We start from the raw sequence: 22,816 nt of genomic DNA on the forward strand, positions 1-22,816 counted from the left end.
ATTTCCCCTACCTTTTAAAGTAGGGGATAAATAATTATTCAACTGAAAAAATATAATAGTATATTGGTTGACCTCCATAAACAATCTCAATATCGCAATTCTCAAATTCCTTCTCTGCCAATTTTCCAAGCTCATTGGCTTCTTTTTCTTCAATGGTATCTCCATAAAATATAGTTATTAATTCATTATCTTCATCAACCATTTTTTTAAGTAATTCCAATGATGTCTCTTGAACATCTTTGCCAGAAGATTTTATATCACCCTTACATATTCCTATTATATCATCTTTACTAATTTTCTTCCCATTTATTTCAGTATCCCTAACAGCATAAGTTACTTGCCCTGTTTTTACATTTTCAACTGCTAATTTCATGTTTTCTAAATTTTCTTCAACGCTAATTTCTGGGTTAAAAGCAATTAATGCAGCTATGCCTTCTGGAATACTTTTAGTCGGAAAAACATAAACTTTTCTTTCACTCATTTTTTGAGCTTGTTCTGCTGCCAATACTATATTTCCATTGTTGGGAAGTATAATTATATTTTCTCCTTCAACTTTTTTTATTCCATTCAATATATCTTCAGTACTAGGATTCATTGTTTGACCACCAGGTATTATAAAATCTACATTTAGCTCCTTGAATATATTAGCAATTCCATTACCCATAGCTACAGTGATAAAACTATATTTCTTTTTTTCTTTTTTTTCATTTATATTTATCCCTTTTTCATCAACACAATCACATTCTTCCTCAACTAACAAATTCCTGTGCTGAACCCTCATATTATCAATTTTTATGTCATGTAACTCTCCTATAGACAACCCTTTTTCTAAAACCAACCCAGGATTGTTAGTATGAACATGAACTTTAATGAGACCATTTCCTCCTACCACTAAAAGAGAATCTCCATATTTTGAAAGCTCTTGCTTAAAATTCTCTACATCTTCTTTAGTGTTTTTTACAATAAATTCAGTACAATAACCAAATTTTATATCACCAGTAGACAATTCTTTTTTAAAATATATATCTTCAGATTTTCTGCCTGATACACTCTCGTATTTTATTTCTCCATTAGTAGTCAAAGCTTTAAAAGCACCTGTAAGTATTATCATCAATCCCATTCCACCTGCATCAACTACACCAGCTTCTTTAAGTACTGGCAACATATCAGGGGTTTTATTGAGGGCAATATTTCCTTGTTGAATTACCTTATCAAAAAAAACAATTATATCTTTTTCTTCTTTAGACAAAGTAATTGCCGCCTCAGCACATTCTCTCGCAACTGTAAGTATAGTCCCTTCAGTAGGTTTCATTACAGCTTTATATGCTGTATCTGAAGCAAGTTTAAAAGCTTTTGCTAATACCTTTGCATCTGCTTTTTCTTTTCCCTTCAATCCATTGGCTAGTCCTCTAAAAAGCTGTGAAAGTATCACACCCGAATTTCCCCTTGCACCCATCAGAGAACCGTTACTAGCTGCAATAGCTACTTTTTCAACACTATATTCATTTAAGGTAAATATTTCCTTCATAGCTGATTGAAGTGTTAAAGACATGTTGGTTCCGGTATCCCCATCTGGTACAGGAAATACATTTAATGCATTGACATCTTCTTTGTTTTGTTCTAAAAAATTGGCTGCCCCAATAAATGCTTTCTTAAGTAGAGCACCATCCACATATTGAATTTTCAAATCTTTTACCTCCTCATACTACTTTTGAACATTGATTCCTTGTACATATACATTTATATTACCCACTTTTAATCCTGTCAAATTTTCTACATTATATTTTACTTTTTCAATTATATTTCCTGCAACCACTGAAATTCTTACTCCATATTGGAGTATCACATGTAAATCAATATTAACCTCATTTTCTTGCGAAATTATTTTTACACCTTTTGATAAATTTTCCCATTTTACCATTTCAAAAAATCCATCAGTTGCATTTTTACTGGCCATTCCCACAATACCATAACATTCCATAGCTGAAAGTCCTGCAATAGTTGCTACAACATTATCATCTATACTAACAGAACCAAGGTTAGTTTTAAATTTACCTGGCATATAAATCTCCTCCTTAATTTTTATTTGCTTATGCTTATATTTTACCTTATTGTATTAAATAGTTCAACTATTGGCAATTTAAGTTTTTATATTCAAATCTATATTGCAATAATCTTACCTATTGTGTTAAAATATATTGTGTTATCTTATGTAAATATATGTACTGTTTTAAATAATATTTGCAACAGTCATTTAAGGAGGTGTTTTATATGGCTAAATATTGTGAAGTATGTGGAAAAGGAAAAGTCTATGGAAATCAAGTGACTTTCTCAAATAAGAAAAACAACAGAACTTGGGCTCCCAATGTTAGAAGAGTTAAAGCTATTGTAGATGGTTCGCCAAAAAGAATTTATGTTTGTACAAGATGCCTTAGATCTGGAAAAGTAACTAGAGCACTTTAAAAAAGAGGGCTTCCAATGTCATACAAAGGAAGCCTTTTTTTATCCACATTTCATGATATATATTCCAAAAATCATTATTGCAAAGCCAATTAAAAATAGCCAAAAACTCATTGGAATAACTTTTGACATAATTAAAATTCCAATAAGCACTAAAATTACCCCTAATATTTTTTTATTTGAATATTTACGAAAGTGTCTTTTCCAAGTTTTTTTCATAAACACCACCTCATAAATAACTTATACTACATATTATTCTTTGATTAATAGTTAGTTCCAAAAATAAGATGGTTCATGAAAAAAGTCATTTTTTAGAGGCTTAATCTTTAGATACGATAACGAGGCAAGTACCATCTAAAACTTCTATAATTCCCTTTTCTTCTACTATTTGATTGCTAACTCCTAAAGTAGAAGAAAATTCAAATAAAACTTCATTTGTTTCATACAAAAATCCTTTTAAGGTTACTCTAGCACCATTAGAATTAATAGGAATTACAGAAACAAAAGTTCCTTCTTCCCTGTTTAATTCTAAAACACTATTAGTTATATAAATTGTATTTTTATCATCAACTATTATGCCTTTTATGTGCTTTTTAAGTAATTTATTTAATAAGTATACATTAGCCAGTGTATGATCAATTCTTGAACCTGTAACACCCATAAAGATAATTTCATCTATTCCTTTATCTATTAAATATTCAATTGCTAACTCTGTATCTGTATAGTCTTTATGAGTACTATATTTCAGTATAGGAACATTTTTAATATTTATAATGTTTAAAGTCTCATCTTTTATAGAATCTAAATCGCCAACTACTAAATCTGGTATAAGTCCAATTTGAGCAATATGATTTGCCCCTCCATCAGCACATACAATCATATCTACACTTTCAGCAATAGATTTTAACAAATTTAGATTTGAAATTTCACCATTTGATACAATAAGTCCCGTCATGAGAATCCTTCCAATTTCATTTATTTTTTAATATTACTTAAAGGTTTCCATAGTAATATTAATATTATAGTAGAAATAATACACTCTGGCAACAAGTAACTACCATTGTATATAGCTGAATAAACCCAAGGATTTTGTTCTCCTGCATATTCGGCAAAAAATATAACACCAGAAAGTAAATGTGAAATAAATCTACCACCTATAGATAATAATACCCCTAAAATCGTTAAAAAATAACTTTGCTTATCCATACCCTTATTATCTAATTTAGCAATACCAGCAAGTCCTAAAAATCCAAAAGCAATTGGATAATCTAAAAAAAACTGTATAGGATAATATACTTGAGGATCAAGAATACATTGCACCACTCCATATAAACATCCTACAAGTATACCAGGTCCTACTCCCCATCTCATAGCAAAAATCATAATTGGGATCATACTCCCTGCTGTTACCGAACCTCCTTGAGGCATTTTAAATAATCTGACATAGCTCAATAATGTTGCTAATGCAATCATTATGCCTCCTTCGGCAAGCATTTTTACATTCCATTTCTTTTCCATTTTTTCATCCTCCTATAAATAAATATAATTAATTAAAAAATTAAACCCATTACCTGAAATAAGGCAATGGGTTTGTATGCAAACTAACAAATCACTTCCCTCCGCTAGTATTACCTAGTTCAGGTTCAAGGGTCGGAACTTTAGTTCCCTCTCAGCCAAAAGGCTCCCCCAGTGTTACTTATTAAATTCAATTTAATTGTATCACAAATAACTAAAAATGTACATTAAATATTCTTAAACATATTTGTGCGCTCAATAACATCTTCTGCACCATAAATTCCTGAACCAACAACTAATATATCCACACCTAAATCTATAATTCCCTTTGCATTATCTAATTTAACTCCTCCATCTACTTCTATTTCAATATCTAAATTGTTGCGATCTATTATTTCTCTTAATTTTTGTATTTTTCTTTTCATGGCTGGTATGAAAGATTGCCCACCAAAGCCTGGATTTACTGTCATTATCAATACCATATCAATATCCTCAAGAACATATTCAATACTTTCAAGTGAAGTAGCAGGATTTAATGCCACACCCACTTTTTTGTCATAACTTTTTATATATTGAATAGTTCTATGTAAATGTGTGCTAGACTCTGCATGAACAGTGATGATATCCGCACCAGCCACTACAAAATCTTCAATATACCTTTCTGGTCTATCTATCATCAAATGTACATCAAAAGGAACTTCTGTGACAGCCTTAATTTTTTTAATAACTGGTGGTCCAAAAGTAATATTAGGAACAAAAATACCATCCATAACATCTAGATGAATAAAATCTGCTCCTCCTTCTTCAACCTTTCTTATTTCTTCTTTTAAATTGCTGAAATCCGCTGATAAAATAGACGGTGAAATTTTTGCCATATCAGTACCTCCTAATACTTTTTATCTCATCTACAAAACTCAAATAATTCTCATATCTAATTTTTGCTATATTCCCTTTTTCTACTTGTCTTTTTACTTCACATTCTGGCTCACTTATATGCATACAACTATTAAATCTACACATATGGCTATATTTTTTAATTTCTTTAAAATAGCATTGTACATCTTCTACATTTTGAATAAAGTCAATATTTAAAGAACTAAATCCTGGAGTATCTAATATATATCCTCCAATATCTAATTCCATAAGCTCCACATGTCTAGTAGTATGTTTGCCTCTTTTAGTTTTATCACTTATTTCACCAGTTTTCAATTCTAATCCTGGCTGAATTTTATTTATCAAAGAAGACTTTCCTACACCTGAGGGCCCAGCAAAAACTGTTATATTGCCCTTAAGAATACTCTTAAGTTCTTCAACTCCCTTAAGGTTTTTACAACTTGTAGTTATTACTCTATATCCAGCTTTACTGTATATATCAATAAAATCATTAATTTTTGATTTTTCTTCCAAGTCAACTTTATTAAACACAATTGTTATATTTAAATTTTCTTTCTCTGCCAATAGCAAAAACCTGTCTAATAACCATAAATTTGGATTGGGATTTTTTATGCTCATGACAATTACAGCTTGAGTAACATTTGAAACTGGAGGCCTGTGAAGTTCTGTTTTCCTTTCCAATATCTCCTCTATATAACCTGTTTTATCTACGGTTTTTTCTCTGATTATAACTTTATCCCCAACAAGGGGAGTAATATTTTTCTCTCTAAAAACTCCCCTTGCTCTACATTCATATATACCATCTGAAGTTTTTACATAATAAAAGCCGCCAATACCTTTAACGATAATTCCTTCTAACATATATTCCTCCCGATTTTATTGTTTGCCATAAGTACCACCATAATTGCCATCAAAATATACATCAAACTTTGCATTTGGCTTTCCTCTAACAGGAATAACTAAAGTTTCTTCAGTTACATTATGCACTTGATTATATACTTGTTCAGTCACACCATCTTGTATTCTAAATACCTTAACTTCTGTTTGACTCCTGTCTTGAGGAAGGCTGACATTAAGATTCATAGGTATTTCTTCGTTTTGATTTTCATTATTCTTTTCTTCTTCTTTTTTCTTTTCTGGTCCATCGCTTATATATATATCAACTACAGTATTTTCTTCTAATTCTGTTCCACTTTCATAGCTTTGCCATATAACTATACCTTTTGGAACTTCATCATTAAATTGAGGCTCAACTTTGCCTAATACCAGTCTATTTGCTACTATTGCCCTTTTAGCTTCAGTTTCATTCATTCCAACTAATTTAGGCATAATAGTCATTTTCTTTTCTGGACCCTGACTCACAACTAATTTCACTTTGGTTCCTTCTTTTACTTCTTCATAAGGCTCAGGATCTTGACTTATAACTATATTCCTAGGAATTTTGTCATCATTTCTAAATTCAACATCTTCATCTAAATTTCTTTCTTTTAACAATAAGCTAGCTTCATTGATATCTTTATTTATCAAATTTGGAACTTTAGCTAGTTTTCCACCTTTACTTACCTTCACTTTAATTGGATAATTCTTCTTAACAACTGTACCTGGTTCTTCACTTTGATAAACAATCTTATTTTCTTCAAATTCGCTATTATATACTGTATCTTCTATCTCAAATTTAAGACCCATTCCTTCAATTTCTTCTCTAGCTTTATCCACATCCCATCCTACAATGTTTGGAACTGTTATCTCATTTGATGAAAAAACATCTTTAAATTTATAAATTCCAAAAAATAACCCCGTTGCCAATAAAAAAGCTAGAAATACTGCCCAAAAAACTGCCTTTTTTCCTCCATTGTTGTTACTTTTATTGGCTTTCTTTTTCTTTGGTCTAGTTCTCATTTCTTCATTTTCTCCTTCATCTTTAACTATAGGTATAATCCTAGTAGTAGAATCAAGTGTATTTGTGTCATCTACAAAATTCATATCTTCCTTAGAATATTTTACTTTTCTCAAATCTTTTAAGAGTTCGCTAGCATTTTGATATCTTTCATTTTGATTTTTCCTAACGCATTTCATTATTATATGTTCAATATTTTTAGGCACACTACTATCAATTGTCGTAGGTGGTACAATTTCTTCTTGTACATGTTTTAGTGCCACTGATATAGGACTTTCACCTTCAAATGGTACTTTCCCAGTTATCATTTCATACATCACTATTCCAAGAGAATAAATATCAGATTTTTCATCTGTAAATCTCCCTCTAGCTTGTTCTGGAGAAAAATAGTGTACAGAACCAATTACAGTAGAAGTATTAGTCATAGTACTCGCATTAGCAGCCCTTGCAATGCCAAAATCAGTAACTTTAATTCTACCATCTTGTGTAACCATAATATTGTGAGGTTTTATATCTCTATGGACTATATGGTTTCTATGTGCATGTTCCAATGCTTCTGCAATTTGGATTGAATAGTCTATTGTTTCTTTAGCAGTCAATTTTCCATTTTCATCAATAACTTCCTTTAAAGTTCTTCCATCTATATATTCCATAACAATATAATAAATATCATCTTCCATGCCAACATCATAAATACTCACAATATTAGGATGTGATAAACTGGCAGCAGCTTGAGATTCCCGTCTAAACTTATTTATAAATTCTTCATCATTTATAAACTCCTCCCTTAATACTTTTATGGCAACGTATCTATTAAGCAATCTACATCTAGCCTTATATACTACAGCCATTCCTCCGCCACCAATTTTTTCAATTATTTCATAACGTCCACCTAAAACTTTTCCGATCATTTCATCACCCCAATTCATACAATTTTAATAACTATTGCTGTTATATTATCCAGTCCACCCAAATCGTTAGCTCTTTTTATTAGATTATTGCATAGCTGTTGCATATTGTCTTCAGATAATAATAAGTTTTTGATCTCATCTTCTTTAATCATACTAGTTAATCCATCAGTACACATTAAAACTATATCATTATTTTTTATTTTCACAAACTTAATATCAATATCTATTTCTTCACTTGTCCCTACTGCTCTAGTTATAATATTTCTCTGTGGATGATATTGAGCCTCTTCTTTACTTATACTACCCTTCTTGACTAACTCTGCTACAAGAGAATGGTCATCTGTTAATTGCAAAAGTTCATTGTCTCTAATTAAATAAGCTCGACTATCACCAACGTGCCCAATGAAAATTTTATCATTTAAAAAATATGCCATAGTCAATGTTGTACCCATTCCATTGAATTGTTCATTGCTTATAGCTCTCTTATATATTTTCTCATTTGCTTCATAGATAGACTCCTTAATAAAAGATATTAGATTTTCTTCATTGTCTAATAAATTTTGCTTCCTTTTATCAAGAAAAAAATCTCTAACTATTTCTACCGCCATACAACTAGCTATTTCACCAGCTTTATGACCTCCCATCCCATCTGCTACTATAAACAATGGAAAATCCCTTCTCTGCGAATAAAAATAAGAATCTTGATTATTTTCCCTAGTTTTCCCTATGTCTGAACAAACACCTATTTGCATACCATCACCTCACTAAATAAATTGATCCTAAACATGATCTCCTTTACTTATATATTTTCTCCTCAATTGTCCACAGGCAGCATTTATATCTGACCCCATTTCTCTTCTTATAGTTACTGGAATCCCATTTTTAGATAATTCTCTTTTGAACATTTCTATAGTATTTTTGTTAACCTTGTCTTTAGCAAATTCTTCAATTGGATTTAAGGAAATCAAATTTATATGGCAAAGAAGTCCTTTTAGTATTCTACTTAATTCGTTTAAATCCTCTTTTCTATCATTTATTCCTTTAATTAAAGTATATTCAAAAGTTATCCTTCTATTGTTCTTATCTATATAATATCTACAGGCATCTAGAAGTTCATCTAATGAATAAACTCTTGCTATAGGCATTATTTTTTTCCTTTCTTCATTAAAAGGTGAATGAAGAGAAATAGATAATGTAATTGGCAACTCTTCTTCTGCCAATTTGTATATCTTAGGCACTAACCCACAAGTAGACAATGTAATATTTCTATAGCTGAAATTTTGACCATTTTCATCATGCAATATGCTTAAAAATTTAATTACATTTTCATAATTATCTAAAGGTTCACCGCTTCCCATTAAAACAATATTGCTTAATTTTATATCTAAATCATTCTGTATATTATATACTTGACTAAGTATTTCTCCAGAGCTTAAATTTCTTATAAGTCCGCCTTTTGTAGAAGCACAAAAGGCACATCCCATCTTACATCCTACTTGAGTTGATATGCAGGCAGTTGTTCCATGTCTATATTCCATGACAACACTTTCAATTATATTGCCATCCTCCAATTGAAACAAATATTTTTTTGTATTGTCAATATTTGAATCATATCTTTCAGCAATAGAAGTACAACTTATATTGAAATTTTTATTCAGCTTGTCCCTAAGACCTTTAGATAAGACAGTTATATCATCTATAGAATTTGCCATGTTTTGGTGTATAAATTTAAAAGTTTGTATCGCTCTATATTCCTTTTCTCCCATTTCAACAAATATTGATTTCATTTCATCTAAGGAAAAAGACTTTAAATCTTTATAGTACAAAAAACCCCTCCTAACTTTTTCTTAATTTAATATTATATCACAGTCAATAAAAATTTATCTATAATTCTTTGAAAGTTTGGCTATGAAAAAGCCATCAGTACCATGAATATGTGGAAATAGCTCAATATAACCATTCTTAGCCATACTCATACTTTCCTTTGAATCCAATAAATTCTCAAAACTAATCAATTTAAAGCCATCATTTTCGCTAATAAATCTACCTATAATATCTATATTTTCTTCTCTTTCTATACTACAAGTACTATAAACCAGTATTCCCCCAGACCTTAAATATTTGCTAGCATTTTTTAATATCTTATACTGAATATCACTCATATTTGAAATATCATTTTCTGTTCTATTCCATTTTATTTCTGGTTTCCTTCTTAACATTCCCAATCCAGTACATGGTGCATCTATAAGTACATAGTCCACTTTATCAATTAAATTTTCATCTAATTTCATAGAATCAAATTTTTCTGTCTTAATAATATCTATTCCAAGTCTATTTGAGTTTTCCTGAACTAATTTTAGTTTATGTTCATAAATATCTCTAGCTAAAATTTCCCCATTGTTATTCATTTTTTGAGCAATATGAGTAGTTTTACCTCCTGGAGCACTACACAAATCCAAAACCAAACTACCTTCTTTGGGATCTAAAATTTGAGATACAAGCATACTACTCTCATCTTGCACAATAAAAAAACCATTTCTGAACTCTTCAGTATCTATAACCCCTTGTGGATTTTCTATTATTAATCCATCGCTAGCATATTTAGTATTAGAAACAATATAACCCTTGCTCTCTAGGAGAGATTTTAATTCTTCTCTTTTTATTTTCAATGTATTGACTCTTATATTTAATTTAGGTCTAGTATTGTTGGCTTTACATAAATCCTCCGTAAATTCTTCTCCGAATTCCTCTAGCCATCTATTTATCATCCATTCTGGGTGTGAATATTTTATCTTTAAATATTCTTTTTTATCTTCTAAATCTATTTCTCTAAAGATATTTTTATTTCTAGATACATTCCTAAGTAAACCATTTACGTACTTCACAGAACCACTATGAGAATATTTTTTTGCTAATTTAACAGATTCATTAACCGCTGCACTATCTGGAATTTTATCCATAAGTGCAATTTGATATACCCCAATTCTCAATATTTCTAATACAATTGGCTCAATTTTTTTTAATTTAACCTTTGAAAATTTTTTTATTACCCAATCTAAATACAATCTATTTTCTAATACACCATATACCAATTCTCTAACAAAATTTTCATCTAATTTACTCAATTTTTCTCTTCCAATTTTATTTAGAGCAATATTCGAATATGCACCTTTTTCATCTATTTCTACTAATATATTTAAAGCAACTTCTCTAGCATTTCTTGTCATTTCATTCCCTCCAAAAACATTATACACAAATATAACAAAAAAATAAGGGGGCAAATCCCCCTTTAATCTCTTCTATTTGATAATGAAATAAGTCTTAAAAGCTGACCTATTGCTACCAATGTTGCTGCTACATAAGTCAATGCAGCTGCCTTTAGAACTTTTTTTGCAGGACCTATTTCATTTGCAGACACAATTCCAGATTCTAATTGTACCAAAGCCCGATTGCTTGCATTAAATTCTACCGGCAATGTAACAACTTGAAAAAGAACTATACCTAAATACAACAGTATCCCTACTTCTAGCAATAATGGGCTTATTACAAAGCCTAGAAAAATAAAAATCCATACAAATCGTGCCCCAATACTAGCAATAGGTGCAATGTTGTTTCTCAATATTAATGGAAAATAACCTTCTCCATGCTGAATAGCATGACCTACCTCATGAGCAGCTACACTTAATGCAGCTATTGAAGTTCCATTATATACATCATAAGATAATCTAATAACTTTAGTTCTAGGATCATAGTGATCTGTAAGTTGTCCTCCAGCTTGTTCTATTCTTACATCATATAGACCATTTCGATCTAATATCATTCTAGCAACTTCTCTACCCGTATATCCTGAATAACTAGGCACTCTAAGATATTTACTAAAAGTATTGTTTACTTTAGCTTGTGCATATAAAGACAATATTAATGCTGGAATGAGCAAATACAAATAAGTTCCCGATCCACCATAATAATATCCACCATACATATGAAAAACCTCCTTCACAGGCTATTTATATAAAATACTATTTAAGTATTGTACCTTCTTCAATAGTATTTCCTCTAATATATTCTTCAACCCTTAATTTCTTTTTACCAGGAAATTGTAATTCCTCAATCACAATAGTTGAGTCACTACAGTTCACAAATACACCTTCATTAGAAACTTTAACTATTTCACCATTTTCTCCATCTTTGTATTTATCAATTATACTGACTTCATGGATTTTAATGTTTAATCCATTATAAAATGTATAAGCAAAAGGCCAAGGTTTTAGGCCTCTAACAAGATTTCTTATATTCTTACCTGATTCATTCCAATTAATTTTACCCATTTTTTTATCTAACATAGGTGCATATGTGGACTTTGAATGGTCTTGTTTAATGGCTACTATTTTTTCATCTACTATCCCAATCAATCCTTCAACAATGAGTTCCCCACCAAGTCTTGAAAGTTTATCATGAATTGTTATGGAATCATCGGTTTCAGTTATTGGTATGCTTTTCTGTAAAAGAATATCTCCACAATCTAATCCTTCTTCCATTTTCATTATAGTTATTCCTGTTTCAGCTTCACCATTTATTATTGCCCAATTTATCGGAGCTGCACCTCTATATTTAGGCAACAATGAAGCATGTATATTTATGCAACCATATTTAGGTATTGAAAGTATCTCGCTTTTAAGAATTTGTCCATAAGCTGCCACAACTATAAAATCTGGATTTGCGTTCTTTATTATTTGAACGCATTCTTCACAATTTATTTTTTTAGGTTGATATACATTTAAATTCAATCCTTGAGCTTTTTCCTTTACTGGAGTAGGCAATAGTTTTTTACCTCTCCCCTTCGGTTTATCCTCTTGAGAAATAACCAATGGGATATTAAAACCTACATTAAATAATGCTTCCAACGGATATACAGCAAAATCAGGCGTTCCCATATATACTATATTCATCTCAAACACTCCTACTCTTCTTTTATCATTTTATCAATAAAAAGTATTCCATCTAAATGATCTATTTCATGACAAAGAGCTCTTGCTAAAAGGCCAGTTCCTTCAATTATCTTTTCATTTCCATCTATATCAAAATATTTAACTTTAACTTTTTCAGGTCTTATTACCTTGCCTGAACTTCCAGGTATACTTAAGCATCCTTCGAAATCTATATTTTCTCCTTCAGTTTCAAGTATCTCTGGATTAACTAATTTCAATAGTCCTTCACCTACATCTATGACTACAGCTTTTCTTAAAATTCCTACTTGAGGTGCAGCTAAACCTACACCTTCACTTTTGTACATAGTTTCAGCCATATCATCTAATAAAGTTTTTATCCTATCATTTATATCAGTTATTTCTCTTGATTTTTTCCTCAGTATAGGATCTTCTAAGTACCTTATTTGTCTTATTGCCATATTTTATTCCCCCTACAATATAGAATTTGGATTTACATCTATATTAAATTTTACACCTTTATAATGCTTACTTTCACTGTTGTCTATACATACCCTTTTTATAATGCCTTTTAACATATCTAGATCACTTTTATTGCATTTAAAAAGTATTTGCCATCTATAATTATTTTTGAGTTTTTCCAATGGTGCAGGATTTGGGCCAAATATATTTTTTACTAAATCATATCTAGATTCTTTTTCTAATTGGTTTAAAATATCACTATACAGCTCTTTAGTAGAATTTATAACTTTTTCCTCTTCTGGACCATATATAACTATATTTAATATATCAATAAAAGGTGGATAGTTAAACTCTTTTCTCATCATTATTTCAGTTTCATAAAATTCATTATATTTATAGTTTTTAGCCATTTGTATACTAAAATGGCTTGGATTATATGTTTGAACTATAACCCTTCCCTCAAAATCTCCTCTTCCTGCTCGACCACCTACTTGAGTTAAAAGTTGAAATGTTCTTTCTGCTGATCTAAAATCAGGTAAATTCAAGCTAGTATCAGCGGCTATAATTCCTACTAATGTAACCAATGGAAAATCCAAACCCTTAGTTATCATCTGAGTACCAATTAAAATGTCAATTTCTCCTTTTTTCATCCTATTTAGTATTTTAATATGACTGCCCTTTTTAGAAGTGGTATCTAAATCCATTCTCGCCACTCTAGCTTGAGGAAAATAGCTTTTTATAGTCTCCTCAATTTTTTCAGTGCCAATCCCAAAATACTTTATATACTTGCTCCCACACTCAGGACAAATTTCAGGAGGTTTCAAACTCATTCCACAATAATGACATTTTAATTTGTTTTCTTTAAAATGATAAGTCATAGAAACATCACAATTATCGCATTTAACAACATAGCCACATTTCCTACAAGATACAAATGTTGAGTATCCTCTTCTATTTAAAAACAATATTATTTGCTTTTTGTCCTTTAAATTTTCCTCTATTGCCTTATATAATTCCACACTTAATATTGATTTGTTCCCTTTATCTAGTTCTTCCCTCATATCTATTATACTCATAGTGGGTAGATTTTTATTATTTATTCTTTCATCTAAAGTTAAAAGCTTTATTTCACTTGATTTAGTTCTATAGTAAGTTTCCACAGAAGGAGTAGCTGTCCCCAAAACTAAAGAAGCACCTTCAATTTCACATCTCTTTTCTGCAACTTCAATGGCATTATATTTAGGATTCATACTGGACTTATAGCTATTTTCATGTTCCTCATCTATTATAATAATACCTAAATTGTTAAAAGGCGCAAACACAGCACTTCTAGCTCCAACTGCAATCTTAACTTTACCTTCTTTTATTCTTCTCCATTCATCAAATCTTTCTCCATTAGAAAGTTTACTATGTAACACTGCTACATTATCTCCAAATCTTCCCACAAATCTTTCAACCGTTTGAGGCGTTAAAGATATTTCTGGAACCAATACTATTGCTTGTTTTCCACTTGCAATTATTTTTTCAATCAATTGCAAATAAACTTCTGTTTTCCCACTACCAGTAACACCATGAATTAAAAACTTATTGCATTTTCCATTCTTTATATCCCCATAAATAGTTTCAACACAATATCTTTGTTTTCCCGTAAGCTCATGCTTGTTATACTTGCAAATATCATCAGGAATAGGATCTCTTAAAACTTCCTTTTCATAAATCACTACTTTTCCTTTTTTCTCTAATGTTTTCACAACACTTAACGAAGTATCAGTTCTTTTTAAAAGTTCCTTCATCGAAATTTCATCTATATCATATAGAAATTCTAAAATCTGAATTTGCTTATTAGCTCTTTTGTCTATATCTAAAAGTAGTTCATCAAGCAAAACTTCTCTATTGCACAGATGAACATATTTTTCATACTTTTTCTTGATTTTAGTATCTATTTCCAATGTAGTTCTTATAAAACCTTTTTTTTCTAATAAAATGATTTTTTTCCTCAAATTTTTATCTTTAATTAACTTTTTTAAATTTTCAAAGCTAATTCCATCATTTTGGCTTAGTATACTGAGAATTTCACTTTCTTTTGATCCTAACTCATCTATATTTTCTTTCCATCCATCCTCAAGACTTATATAGGTATTTATTTCTTTAATATTTCCAGGTGGCAACACAAGACGAAATGCATCTAAATATGATGATAAATAATAATCCCTCATCCAAAAACTTAAATCTATCATCTCTTTAGAAATAATAGGCTTATCATCAAGTACGTCTTCAATATATTTCAATTTAGTAGACTCTTTTGTATATTCTTCTATATTTATTACAATTCCTTTAATGAGTCGATTTCCCATGCCAAAAGGGACTACAACTCTCATTCCTTCTCTCAGATCCTCCAGCATTTCTTCTTTTATCAAATAAGTATATGGTTTGTCCGTATTTGAAGTTTTGTTGTCCACAATAACTTGAGCAATAAATTTATTCATTATTACCAATCCTTTTCATTATTAAAAACTAAAAGCTAGATTGAGCCTTATCTAGCTTTTAGTTCAAAAGTTCTACGACCTTATCTAAAATAATATTTGCCAGCTCATCTTTGCTCATCAATGGGTACTCAAAAACTTTACCACTTTTATCGATTATATTGACAATATTGGTATTTGTTCTAAAGCCAGCACCTTCTTTAGATACATCATTTGCTACTATAAAATCAAAATTCTTTTTTGCCATTTTTTCTTTAGCATATTCTATTAAATTGTTTGTTTCTGCTGCAAACCCTACCATTATTTTTTCACCTTTTATCTTTCCGAAATGCATAGCTATATCTGGATTTCTTACAAATCTCAACTCTAAAGCTTCTTCGCCTTTCTTTATCTTTTTATCACTCACAATTTCAGGTCTATAATCCAATGGAGCTGCAGCTTTAATTAAAACATGGCAATCATCAAATTCTTTTTCAATAGCATTAAGCATTTCTCTTGTTGTATTTATATTGACTACTTTTACTCCGCTAGGTGGACAAAGATTAGTAGGACCAGTGATCAAAACCACATCACCACCTCTATTTTTAGCCATTTTAGCAAGAGCATATCCCATTTTCCCACTTGAAAAATTCGTCATATATCTTACAGGATCAAGAGGTTCTATAGTTGGTCCAGCAGTTATAACGATTTTTTTGCCCTTTAAATCTTTATCATAAAAAGAATTTTTCAGATATTCAACTATCTCTGCTGGCTCAGCCATCCTACCTTCTCCATAAGTTCCACAAGCAAGTAATCCTACATTAGCATTTATAAACTCATATCCATAAGCCTTTAACTTCTCCATATTCTCTTTTACAATAGGATTCATATACATATGGGTATTCATTGAAGGAGCAAATATAACTTTAGCCTTTGTTGCCATAACTACTGTAGTCAACATATCATCTGCTATTCCATTTGCAATTTTCCCTATTACATTGGCAGTAGCAGGTGCTATTAAAACCAAATCTGCCTTTTCTGCTAAAGAAATATGTTCAACTTCCCAAGTTTTTGGTTCTTCAAACATATCTACATTCACAAAGTTTTGAGACAAAGTTTGAAATGTCAATGGAGCAACAAAATTTGTGGCTGATTTGGTCATTATTACATTTACATTTGCATTTAACTTTTTTAATCTACTTACCACATCTACTACTTTATACGCTGCTATTCCTCCACTTACACAAACTAATATATTCTTTCCTTCTAACAACATTTCACATCACCTACTTAAGTCCTTTTATATCAGGTCTTCTATATGTTATTTTGCCCTGTCTTATTTCTTCAATAGCAATGCTTACAGGTTTGTTTAAATCTGTGTCTATATATGGTTTTGCACCATCGACCAACTGTCTAGCCCTCTTTGAAGCAAGCATGACTAATGTATATCTACTATCTGCTTTTTTAGTTAATTCATTAACTGAAGGATACATGTAAAAAACCTCCTATGCTAATATTTTTTTTATTAATTCTTTTTGTCTTATAGTTTTACATTTTTCTGCCATTATAATCGATTCAATCTTTTCGACAGCAGCTATGACTTCATCATTTATAACCATATACTCATATTCTTTTATATATTCCAATTCTTTAAAAGCATTTTCATATCTTTTCTCAATATCACTTTCACTTTCCGTCCCTCTTCCAACAATTCTATTTTTCAACTCTTCCATAGAAGGTGGAACTATAAATATAAGTATCGCTTCTGGATACATTTTTTTTATTTGGATTGCACCTTGTACATCAATTTCAAGAAGTATATTTTCTCCATTTTTCAACTTATCTAAAACAAATTTTTTAGGTGTACCATAAAAATTTCCATGAACATTGGCATATTCAATGAATTCATCATTTTGAACCATAGCATCAAATTGTTCTTTATCAATAAAAAAATAATTAACTCCCTCAACTTCTCCATTCCTTGGCTTCCTAGTAGTAGCAGAAATTGATATGATAATGTCTTTATTTCTTCCAAGAAGCTCCTTACATATTGTCCCTTTTCCACACCCTGATGGCCCAGATACTACAACTAGTAGTCCTTCTTCCAATTTTATTCCTCCCTCTAATTTAGATCTATATCCATAGCATCTTTGCTATTCAATCTATGAGCTACAGTTTCTGGTTGAACTGCAGAAAGTATAATATGATCACTATCAGTGATAATTACCGCTCTAGTTCTACGCCCATATGTAGCATCTATTAACATGCCTCTGTCTCTAGCTTCTTGGATCATTCTCTTTATAGGTGCTGACTCCGGACTTACAATAGCAATTATTCGATTTGCTGACACAATATTTCCAAATCCTATATTAATAAGTTTAATATTCATTTCTTATCCCTCCTGTTACTCTACATTTTGAATTTGTTCTCTTACCTTTTCTAGTTCACTCTTTACTTCCACTACAGTTTTTCCTATCTCTATATCACTAGACTTAGAACCAATTGTATTTATTTCCCTGTTCATTTCTTGTATCAAAAAATCTAATTTTCTTCCTACTGGCTCTATACTATCAAGACATTCAAGGAGCTGATTTATATGACTATAAAGTCTTACAATTTCTTCAGTAATACTGCTTTTATCTGCATAAAAAGCAATTTCATTGGCAAGCTTACTTTCATCTAATTTATACTCATTATCTAGTAGCTCTTCTACTCTTTCTTTCAACTTTTCCTTGTACTCCAACACAACTATGGGAGCTCTTTTCTCAATAGATTCTATCATTTTCTTTATTTTTAAAGTTCTTTCCCTAATATCCTTAGAAAGTTCATAGCCTTCTCGAGTTCTCATTTCAAACACATTATCTAAAGCTTCTTCTAGAGCTTTTTCTAAACACAACCAAATTTCATTTTCATCATCTTCTAATCTCTCTGCCTTTACAATATCCGGCATCTTTATTATGTGTTCAATATTTACACTCTCATCAGGAAATAATTCATTTGTCATCTCATCTAGAGCTTTTTTATATGCTCTAGCCAAAGGAACATTTACTCTTACATCAATATTTCTATCATCTTCATATTCCAATGATATATATACTTCAACTCTTCCCCTATTTATCTTCTCTCTTATAACTTTTTTTACATTTTCTTCTACATAATTTATATGTTTAGGCATTTTTATTATTATATCATTGTATCTATGGTTTAGAGTTTTCACTTCTACAGTGAAATTATGTACTCCATCAGTATTCTCACTTCTACCAAACCCTGTCATGCTTTTTATCATATATTTCATCCTCTCAATGCTATTTTAGTAAATTCTATCACATTCACATTTATTATCAAGCCAATTTATATTACCAATTATATTACTAATGATTGAATTATTCCATGTTTTATTACAAAATATTAAAAAAATTTCCCTAAAAGAGTTTTTGTTTATTTATTCAGGATTAAATGCTATACTTAACTTAAGAAAAAATATTGGAGGAATGCAAATGTCTTTTGATGGAATAGTAACAAGAGCTGTAATAAACGAATTAGAAACTTCCATTGTAGGTGGTAAAATAACTAAAATCTATCAGCAAGAAAAAGATGAAATTCTTATACACATTCATAACCTAGGTAAAAATTATAGACTTATTCTTTCTGCTAGTAGCAACAATCCTCGTATTTATTTAACCAACTATTCAAAAAAAAATCCAGATACACCACCTGTATTCTGCATGCTATTGAGAAAACATCTAACAAATGGCATAATAACTGAAATAAATCAGTATGAATTAGATAGAATAGTAATGATTGATATAAAATGCCTCGACGAAATGGGAGAAATAAATACAAAACAACTAATAATAGAAATAATGGGCAAACATAGCAATATAATTCTCGTAGATAAATTCTCCAGAACTATAGTAGATTCTATAAAAAGAGTACCTTATGACATGAGTAGAGTAAGACAGGTACTACCTGGACTAAAATATGAATTTCCTCCTTCAAATGATAAAGTAAATCCTATCGATATTAACTTTGATACTTTTATCAAAATATATGATAAAGAAAATAAAAATACTCAAATATTTAAATTTTTATATACCAATTTTATTGGATTAAGTCCACTCATAAGTAGAGAAATATGCTATCGAGCTCATATAGATGAAAGAAAATCTATGGAATATTTGGATATAAACGAAAAAGAACTACTTTTCAAATCTCTTAAAGAATTAATGGAAGATATCAAATTCAAAAATTTTTCGCCAAATATTATTTTTCACAGTGAAAGAAATGAAATAATTGATTTTCATTCAATGAATATATCCCAATATAGTGACATGAATATAGAGCACAATGAATCTATGAGTTTTATTCTAGATAAATACTATCTAGAAAAAGATATATTAGATAGAATAAGCCAAAAATCACTTTCCATTAAAAAATCAATACAAGTAAAACTAGATAGGTCCATAAATAAATTAGCAAAACAAAAAGAAGAATTATTAGAAGCAAAAAAAAGAGAAAAATATAAAATTTATGGAGATTTAATTTCTGCAAATATATACAAAATATCAAAAGGAATGAATAGTATCCAATTGGAGAACTTTTACAGCGAAAATATGGAAAAAATTTCAGTTCCTTTAGATGTCAAATTATCGCCTTCAGAAAATGCTCAATATTATTATAAAAAATATGCCAAATTAAAAAACGCTTCTAAACTTCTAGAAAGTCAAATACCTCAAACACAAGAAGAAATTGATTATTTGGAAAATATCTTAATATCTATTGAAAATTGCACGGAAATTGAAGAATTAGAAGAAATAAAAGATGAACTGATAAATGAAGGATATATAAAAAATTCGTACAAAAACAAAAAGAAAAGTAGCAATAAAATATCTAAGCCGCATCACTTCTTATCTTCTGACAATTTTCATATATATGTAGGTAAGAACAATAAACAAAATGATTATCTAACATTAAAGTTTGCAGACAAAGAAGACTTATGGTTTCATACAAAAAATATACCTGGAAGCCATGTAATAATAAAAACAGAACACAAAAAAGTACCTGATACTACTTTATATGAAGCTGCATTATTAGCTGCTTTTTATAGTAAAGGAAGAAACTCACAAAATGTTCCTATTGATTATACTTATAAAAAAAATGTAAAAAAACCAAAAGGTTCAAAGCCAGGAATGGTAATATATGAAAATAACAATACTATCTATGTAAGTCCTAGCAAACAAGAAATTTTCACGATAAAAAAGGTAGAAGACTAGTCTTCTACCTTTTTTCATTTATTATTACTTGATTCATTTCGTCTATTTCCTCAAATTGCACGCTGACTATTTCATTCTTTGATGTAGGAACATTCTTCCCAACATAATCTGGCCTTATAGGAAACTCTCTATGACCTCTATCAATCAAAACAGCTAACTGAACTTTTTGAGGCCTTCCTTTATCTACAATTGCATCTAATGCAGCTCTAACCGTTCGTCCTGTAAATATTACATCATCAACAAGAACTACTATTTTATTGTTTATATCTATATTGAAATAATCGTTATTGATTATAGGATTCGAGTCTAGCTCTGTTAAATCATCTCTATACAATGTTATATCCAATGTCACAACAGGTATCCTTATTCCTTCAATTTCGAATATTTTTTTTGAAATCCTTTCTGCAAAAGGAACTCCTCTAGTCTTTATTCCCACTAATATCAAATTTTCAGTTCCTTTATTTCTTTCCAATATTTCATTAGCTATTCTCGTAATCGCTCTTTCAATAGCTTTTTCATCTAAAATAACAGCCTTAGTTTTCAATACCTTCACCCCTACTTATTGTTTTTTAAAATATCAAGAACTTTAACAAAATAATCTGGCAAATTTGACTCAAATCTCATATATTCTTGTGTTCTTGGATGTATAAGCTCTAATTTCTTTGCATGAAGCAATTGACCTTGCAAATCAAACTTATTTTTGTACTTTGAATATACAAAATCTCCAACTACAGGATGATTTATATATGCCATGTGAACTCTTATTTGATGTGTTCTACCTGTTTCCAATTGGGCTTTAACCAATGTGTAATCTCCAAATCTTTCCAATACTTCAAAATGAGTTATTGCTTCCTTGCTATTCTTTGCTGTAACAGCCATTTTTTTTCTATCAATCGGATGTCTCCCTATAGGTTCATTTATAGTACCTTTATCTTCTTTAATATTCCCATGAACTAATGCAATATAAATTCTAACAATATTGTGCTTTTTTAGCTCTTCAGAAAGTATTCTATGTGTAAAATCATTTTTAGCAATTACAAGTAATCCCGATGTATCCTTGTCTATTCTATGTACTATACCCGGTCTTATAATCCCATTTATAGTAGATAAATTATCAAAATGGTATAAAAGAGCATTTACTAGAGTACCCGAATAATTTCCCGGCGCTGGATGAACTACCATTCCTTGAGGTTTATTAATGACTGCAATATCTTCATCTTCATAAACAATATCAAGTGGTATATTCTCAGGAACTATTTCTAGTCTTTTAGGTTCTGGCAATTCAACTAATATATAATCTCCTTCTTTGACTAAATATTTTGATTTGACGCACTTTCCATTTACTTTAATTAAATTTTCTTCAATTAATTTTTGAATATAACTTCTCGAAATTTCATTTAATTCTTTAGCTAAATATGCATCTATTCTCTCATTATCTTCTTCGCTAACATATATTTCAACAATATCCATTTTATCCTCCATCAAACTTCGTATTTGTTAAAAAGTACCATGATTACGATTAAAATAGTAGATATAACTATAAAACTATCTGCCAAATTAAATACTGGAAAATAATAACCATTGCTGAACCTCACCGATATAAAATCTATTACATATCCAAATCTTATTCTATCTATAAGATTTCCAACAGCCCCAGCTATTAGCATTACCAGTGAGACTTTCATAAGTTTAGATAAGTGATAAAAATTATTTTTCAAAAAAATTATTACCCAAAATATAACCGCTGCCGTTATAATTACAAAGAATATTTTTTTATTTTGAAGTATACCAAAAGCTGCTCCACGATTTTCCACATAAGCAAAACTCAAAAAATTCTTAATCAATACTAAAGACTCACCCGATTTTAGATATTTTACAGCTGCTTGTTTTGAAATTTGATCTAATAAAATTATTAATATAAAAATTCCATACAACAAATCTTTTTTCCTCCTCGTATAATAAATTACATATATTATTCTAATCTATTAAACTATTT

General features: G+C 29.9%; 25 protein-coding genes and 1 riboswitch. Of the genes, 2 read left to right on the forward strand and 23 right to left on the reverse strand.

Going from position 1 to position 22,816, the window contains the following annotated elements:
• Positions 1 to 34: 34 nt before the first annotated feature.
• Positions 35 to 1,687 (reverse strand): DAK2 domain-containing protein, encoded by a 1,653-nt coding sequence (locus tag ACFWUA_RS11090; RefSeq protein ID WP_416198082.1) that lies wholly within the window; start codon positions 1,685 to 1,687, stop codon positions 35 to 37.
• Positions 1,688 to 1,705: 18 nt separating this feature from the next.
• Positions 1,706 to 2,062, reverse strand: a complete 357-nt coding sequence (locus ACFWUA_RS11095; RefSeq protein WP_416198083.1) for an Asp23/Gls24 family envelope stress response protein — start codon at positions 2,060 to 2,062, stop codon at positions 1,706 to 1,708.
• 209 nt (positions 2,063 to 2,271) lie between these two features.
• Between ACFWUA_RS11095 and rpmB the strand changes: the two genes are divergently transcribed.
• Positions 2,272 to 2,463, forward strand: coding sequence for a 50S ribosomal protein L28 (gene rpmB / locus ACFWUA_RS11100; RefSeq protein ID WP_416198084.1), 192 nt, complete (start codon positions 2,272 to 2,274; stop codon positions 2,461 to 2,463).
• A gap of 39 nt (positions 2,464 to 2,502) precedes the next feature.
• Here the strand turns inward: rpmB and ACFWUA_RS11105 are convergent, their stop codons facing one another.
• The 18 genes from ACFWUA_RS11105 to ACFWUA_RS11190 all read right to left on the reverse strand — a co-directional run bounded on the left by ACFWUA_RS11105 (position 2,503) and on the right by ACFWUA_RS11190 (position 18,833).
• Positions 2,503 to 2,679 (reverse strand): hypothetical protein, encoded by a 177-nt coding sequence (locus ACFWUA_RS11105; protein WP_416198085.1) that lies wholly within the window; start codon positions 2,677 to 2,679, stop codon positions 2,503 to 2,505.
• Between the two features lie 100 nt (positions 2,680 to 2,779).
• Positions 2,780 to 3,415 carry a thiamine diphosphokinase gene (locus ACFWUA_RS11110; RefSeq protein ID WP_416198086.1) on the reverse strand — a complete coding sequence of 212 codons (636 nt, stop codon included), beginning with the start codon at positions 3,413 to 3,415 and terminating at the stop codon, positions 2,780 to 2,782.
• A 20-nt stretch (positions 3,416 to 3,435) separates the two neighbouring features.
• On the reverse strand, positions 3,436 to 3,978 hold the full coding sequence (gene thiT, locus ACFWUA_RS11115; RefSeq protein ID WP_416198087.1) for an energy-coupled thiamine transporter ThiT: 543 nt from the start codon (positions 3,976 to 3,978) through the stop codon (positions 3,436 to 3,438).
• 79 nt (positions 3,979 to 4,057) lie between these two features.
• Positions 4,058 to 4,158: riboswitch (TPP riboswitch) on the reverse strand.
• A gap of 44 nt (positions 4,159 to 4,202) precedes the next feature.
• On the reverse strand, positions 4,203 to 4,850 hold the full coding sequence (gene rpe, locus ACFWUA_RS11120; RefSeq protein ID WP_416198088.1) for a ribulose-phosphate 3-epimerase: 648 nt from the start codon (positions 4,848 to 4,850) through the stop codon (positions 4,203 to 4,205).
• 1 nt (position 4,851) lies between these two features.
• The gene (gene rsgA / locus ACFWUA_RS11125; RefSeq protein WP_416198089.1) at positions 4,852 to 5,730 is read right to left on the reverse strand and encodes a ribosome small subunit-dependent GTPase A; all 879 of its coding nucleotides are present in this window, start codon (positions 5,728 to 5,730) and stop codon (positions 4,852 to 4,854) included.
• Between the two features lie 15 nt (positions 5,731 to 5,745).
• A complete protein-coding gene (pknB, locus tag ACFWUA_RS11130) occupies positions 5,746 to 7,677 on the reverse strand; it encodes a Stk1 family PASTA domain-containing Ser/Thr kinase (protein WP_416198090.1) in 1,932 nt (643 codons plus the stop codon).
• Between the two features lie 14 nt (positions 7,678 to 7,691).
• Positions 7,692 to 8,429: a Stp1/IreP family PP2C-type Ser/Thr phosphatase gene (locus ACFWUA_RS11135; protein ID WP_416198091.1), complete on the reverse strand. Its 738-nt coding sequence runs from the start codon at positions 8,427 to 8,429 to the stop codon at positions 7,692 to 7,694.
• Between the two features lie 27 nt (positions 8,430 to 8,456).
• Entirely contained in the window at positions 8,457 to 9,503 is a 1,047-nt protein-coding gene (gene rlmN, locus ACFWUA_RS11140) for a 23S rRNA (adenine(2503)-C(2))-methyltransferase RlmN (protein WP_416198092.1), read from the reverse strand.
• 54 nt (positions 9,504 to 9,557) lie between these two features.
• On the reverse strand, positions 9,558 to 10,904 hold the full coding sequence (rsmB, locus tag ACFWUA_RS11145; protein WP_416198093.1) for a 16S rRNA (cytosine(967)-C(5))-methyltransferase RsmB: 1,347 nt from the start codon (positions 10,902 to 10,904) through the stop codon (positions 9,558 to 9,560).
• Between the two features lie 62 nt (positions 10,905 to 10,966).
• Positions 10,967 to 11,659, reverse strand: coding sequence for a zinc metallopeptidase (locus tag ACFWUA_RS11150; protein WP_416198094.1), 693 nt, complete (start codon positions 11,657 to 11,659; stop codon positions 10,967 to 10,969).
• A gap of 37 nt (positions 11,660 to 11,696) precedes the next feature.
• Entirely contained in the window at positions 11,697 to 12,626 is a 930-nt protein-coding gene (gene fmt / locus ACFWUA_RS11155; protein WP_416198095.1) for a methionyl-tRNA formyltransferase, read from the reverse strand.
• Between the two features lie 11 nt (positions 12,627 to 12,637).
• Positions 12,638 to 13,084, reverse strand: coding sequence for a peptide deformylase (gene def, locus ACFWUA_RS11160; RefSeq protein WP_416198096.1), 447 nt, complete (start codon positions 13,082 to 13,084; stop codon positions 12,638 to 12,640).
• A gap of 12 nt (positions 13,085 to 13,096) precedes the next feature.
• Positions 13,097 to 15,571 (reverse strand): primosomal protein N', encoded by a 2,475-nt coding sequence (gene priA / locus ACFWUA_RS11165; protein ID WP_416198097.1) that lies wholly within the window; start codon positions 15,569 to 15,571, stop codon positions 13,097 to 13,099.
• A gap of 58 nt (positions 15,572 to 15,629) precedes the next feature.
• Positions 15,630 to 16,820: a bifunctional phosphopantothenoylcysteine decarboxylase/phosphopantothenate--cysteine ligase CoaBC gene (gene coaBC, locus ACFWUA_RS11170; RefSeq protein ID WP_416199206.1), complete on the reverse strand. Its 1,191-nt coding sequence runs from the start codon at positions 16,818 to 16,820 to the stop codon at positions 15,630 to 15,632.
• Between the two features lie 13 nt (positions 16,821 to 16,833).
• Positions 16,834 to 17,040 (reverse strand): DNA-directed RNA polymerase subunit omega, encoded by a 207-nt coding sequence (gene rpoZ, locus ACFWUA_RS11175; protein WP_416198098.1) that lies wholly within the window; start codon positions 17,038 to 17,040, stop codon positions 16,834 to 16,836.
• Between the two features lie 12 nt (positions 17,041 to 17,052).
• Entirely contained in the window at positions 17,053 to 17,655 is a 603-nt protein-coding gene (gmk, locus tag ACFWUA_RS11180; RefSeq protein WP_416198099.1) for a guanylate kinase, read from the reverse strand.
• A 14-nt stretch (positions 17,656 to 17,669) separates the two neighbouring features.
• Positions 17,670 to 17,936 (reverse strand): extracellular matrix/biofilm regulator RemA, encoded by a 267-nt coding sequence (gene remA / locus ACFWUA_RS11185; protein WP_416198100.1) that lies wholly within the window; start codon positions 17,934 to 17,936, stop codon positions 17,670 to 17,672.
• Positions 17,937 to 17,951: 15 nt separating this feature from the next.
• Positions 17,952 to 18,833: a YicC/YloC family endoribonuclease gene (locus ACFWUA_RS11190; RefSeq protein WP_416198101.1), complete on the reverse strand. Its 882-nt coding sequence runs from the start codon at positions 18,831 to 18,833 to the stop codon at positions 17,952 to 17,954.
• A 211-nt stretch (positions 18,834 to 19,044) separates the two neighbouring features.
• Here ACFWUA_RS11190 and ACFWUA_RS11195 point away from each other — a divergent pair, with 211 nt between their 5' ends.
• On the forward strand, positions 19,045 to 20,820 hold the full coding sequence (locus tag ACFWUA_RS11195; RefSeq protein WP_416198102.1) for an Rqc2 family fibronectin-binding protein: 1,776 nt from the start codon (positions 19,045 to 19,047) through the stop codon (positions 20,818 to 20,820).
• A gap of 4 nt (positions 20,821 to 20,824) precedes the next feature.
• On the opposite strand, the gene pyrR is transcribed toward ACFWUA_RS11195, so the two are convergent.
• From pyrR to lspA, 3 genes are read right to left on the reverse strand one after another with little or no spacing between them, the layout of a single operon-like run.
• Positions 20,825 to 21,373 (reverse strand): bifunctional pyr operon transcriptional regulator/uracil phosphoribosyltransferase PyrR, encoded by a 549-nt coding sequence (gene pyrR, locus ACFWUA_RS11200; protein ID WP_416198103.1) that lies wholly within the window; start codon positions 21,371 to 21,373, stop codon positions 20,825 to 20,827.
• A gap of 2 nt (positions 21,374 to 21,375) precedes the next feature.
• Entirely contained in the window at positions 21,376 to 22,290 is a 915-nt protein-coding gene (locus ACFWUA_RS11205) for an RluA family pseudouridine synthase (protein ID WP_416198104.1), read from the reverse strand.
• A gap of 11 nt (positions 22,291 to 22,301) precedes the next feature.
• On the reverse strand, positions 22,302 to 22,757 hold the full coding sequence (lspA, locus tag ACFWUA_RS11210; RefSeq protein WP_416198105.1) for a signal peptidase II: 456 nt from the start codon (positions 22,755 to 22,757) through the stop codon (positions 22,302 to 22,304).
• Positions 22,758 to 22,816 lie beyond the last annotated feature (59 nt).

It is taken from the genome of Sporanaerobacter sp. (genome assembly GCF_047830725.1).
Lineage (GTDB): Bacteria > Bacillota > Clostridia > Tissierellales > Sporanaerobacteraceae > Sporanaerobacter.

What these genes read in the sequence shown, in the direction of transcription:
- ACFWUA_RS11095 (WP_416198083.1), bottom strand. Translation starts at nt 2,062, where the DNA reads ATGCCAGGTAAATTTAAAACTAACCTTGGTTCTGTTAGTATAGATGAT.
- rpmB (WP_416198084.1), top strand. Translation starts at nt 2,272, where the DNA reads ATGGCTAAATATTGTGAAGTATGTGGAAAAGGAAAAGTCTATGGAAAT.
- ACFWUA_RS11105 (WP_416198085.1), bottom strand. Translation starts at nt 2,679, where the DNA reads ATGAAAAAAACTTGGAAAAGACACTTTCGTAAATATTCAAATAAAAAA.
- ACFWUA_RS11110 (WP_416198086.1), bottom strand. Translation starts at nt 3,415, where the DNA reads ATGACGGGACTTATTGTATCAAATGGTGAAATTTCAAATCTAAATTTG.
- thiT (WP_416198087.1), bottom strand. Translation starts at nt 3,978, where the DNA reads ATGGAAAAGAAATGGAATGTAAAAATGCTTGCCGAAGGAGGCATAATG.
- rpe (WP_416198088.1), bottom strand. Translation starts at nt 4,850, where the DNA reads ATGGCAAAAATTTCACCGTCTATTTTATCAGCGGATTTCAGCAATTTA.
- rsgA (WP_416198089.1), bottom strand. Translation starts at nt 5,730, where the DNA reads ATGTTAGAAGGAATTATCGTTAAAGGTATTGGCGGCTTTTATTATGTA.
- pknB (WP_416198090.1), bottom strand. Translation starts at nt 7,677, where the DNA reads ATGATCGGAAAAGTTTTAGGTGGACGTTATGAAATAATTGAAAAAATT.
- ACFWUA_RS11135 (WP_416198091.1), bottom strand. Translation starts at nt 8,429, where the DNA reads ATGCAAATAGGTGTTTGTTCAGACATAGGGAAAACTAGGGAAAATAAT.
- rsmB (WP_416198093.1), bottom strand. Translation starts at nt 10,904, where the DNA reads ATGACAAGAAATGCTAGAGAAGTTGCTTTAAATATATTAGTAGAAATA.
- ACFWUA_RS11150 (WP_416198094.1), bottom strand. Translation starts at nt 11,659, where the DNA reads ATGTATGGTGGATATTATTATGGTGGATCGGGAACTTATTTGTATTTG.
- fmt (WP_416198095.1), bottom strand. Translation starts at nt 12,626, where the DNA reads ATGAATATAGTATATATGGGAACGCCTGATTTTGCTGTATATCCGTTG.
- def (WP_416198096.1), bottom strand. Translation starts at nt 13,084, where the DNA reads ATGGCAATAAGACAAATAAGGTACTTAGAAGATCCTATACTGAGGAAA.
- priA (WP_416198097.1), bottom strand. Translation starts at nt 15,571, where the DNA reads ATGAATAAATTTATTGCTCAAGTTATTGTGGACAACAAAACTTCAAAT.
- rpoZ (WP_416198098.1), bottom strand. Translation starts at nt 17,040, where the DNA reads ATGTATCCTTCAGTTAATGAATTAACTAAAAAAGCAGATAGTAGATAT.
- remA (WP_416198100.1), bottom strand. Translation starts at nt 17,936, where the DNA reads ATGAATATTAAACTTATTAATATAGGATTTGGAAATATTGTGTCAGCA.
- ACFWUA_RS11190 (WP_416198101.1), bottom strand. Translation starts at nt 18,833, where the DNA reads ATGATAAAAAGCATGACAGGGTTTGGTAGAAGTGAGAATACTGATGGA.
- ACFWUA_RS11195 (WP_416198102.1), top strand. Translation starts at nt 19,045, where the DNA reads ATGTCTTTTGATGGAATAGTAACAAGAGCTGTAATAAACGAATTAGAA.
- ACFWUA_RS11205 (WP_416198104.1), bottom strand. Translation starts at nt 22,290, where the DNA reads ATGGATATTGTTGAAATATATGTTAGCGAAGAAGATAATGAGAGAATA.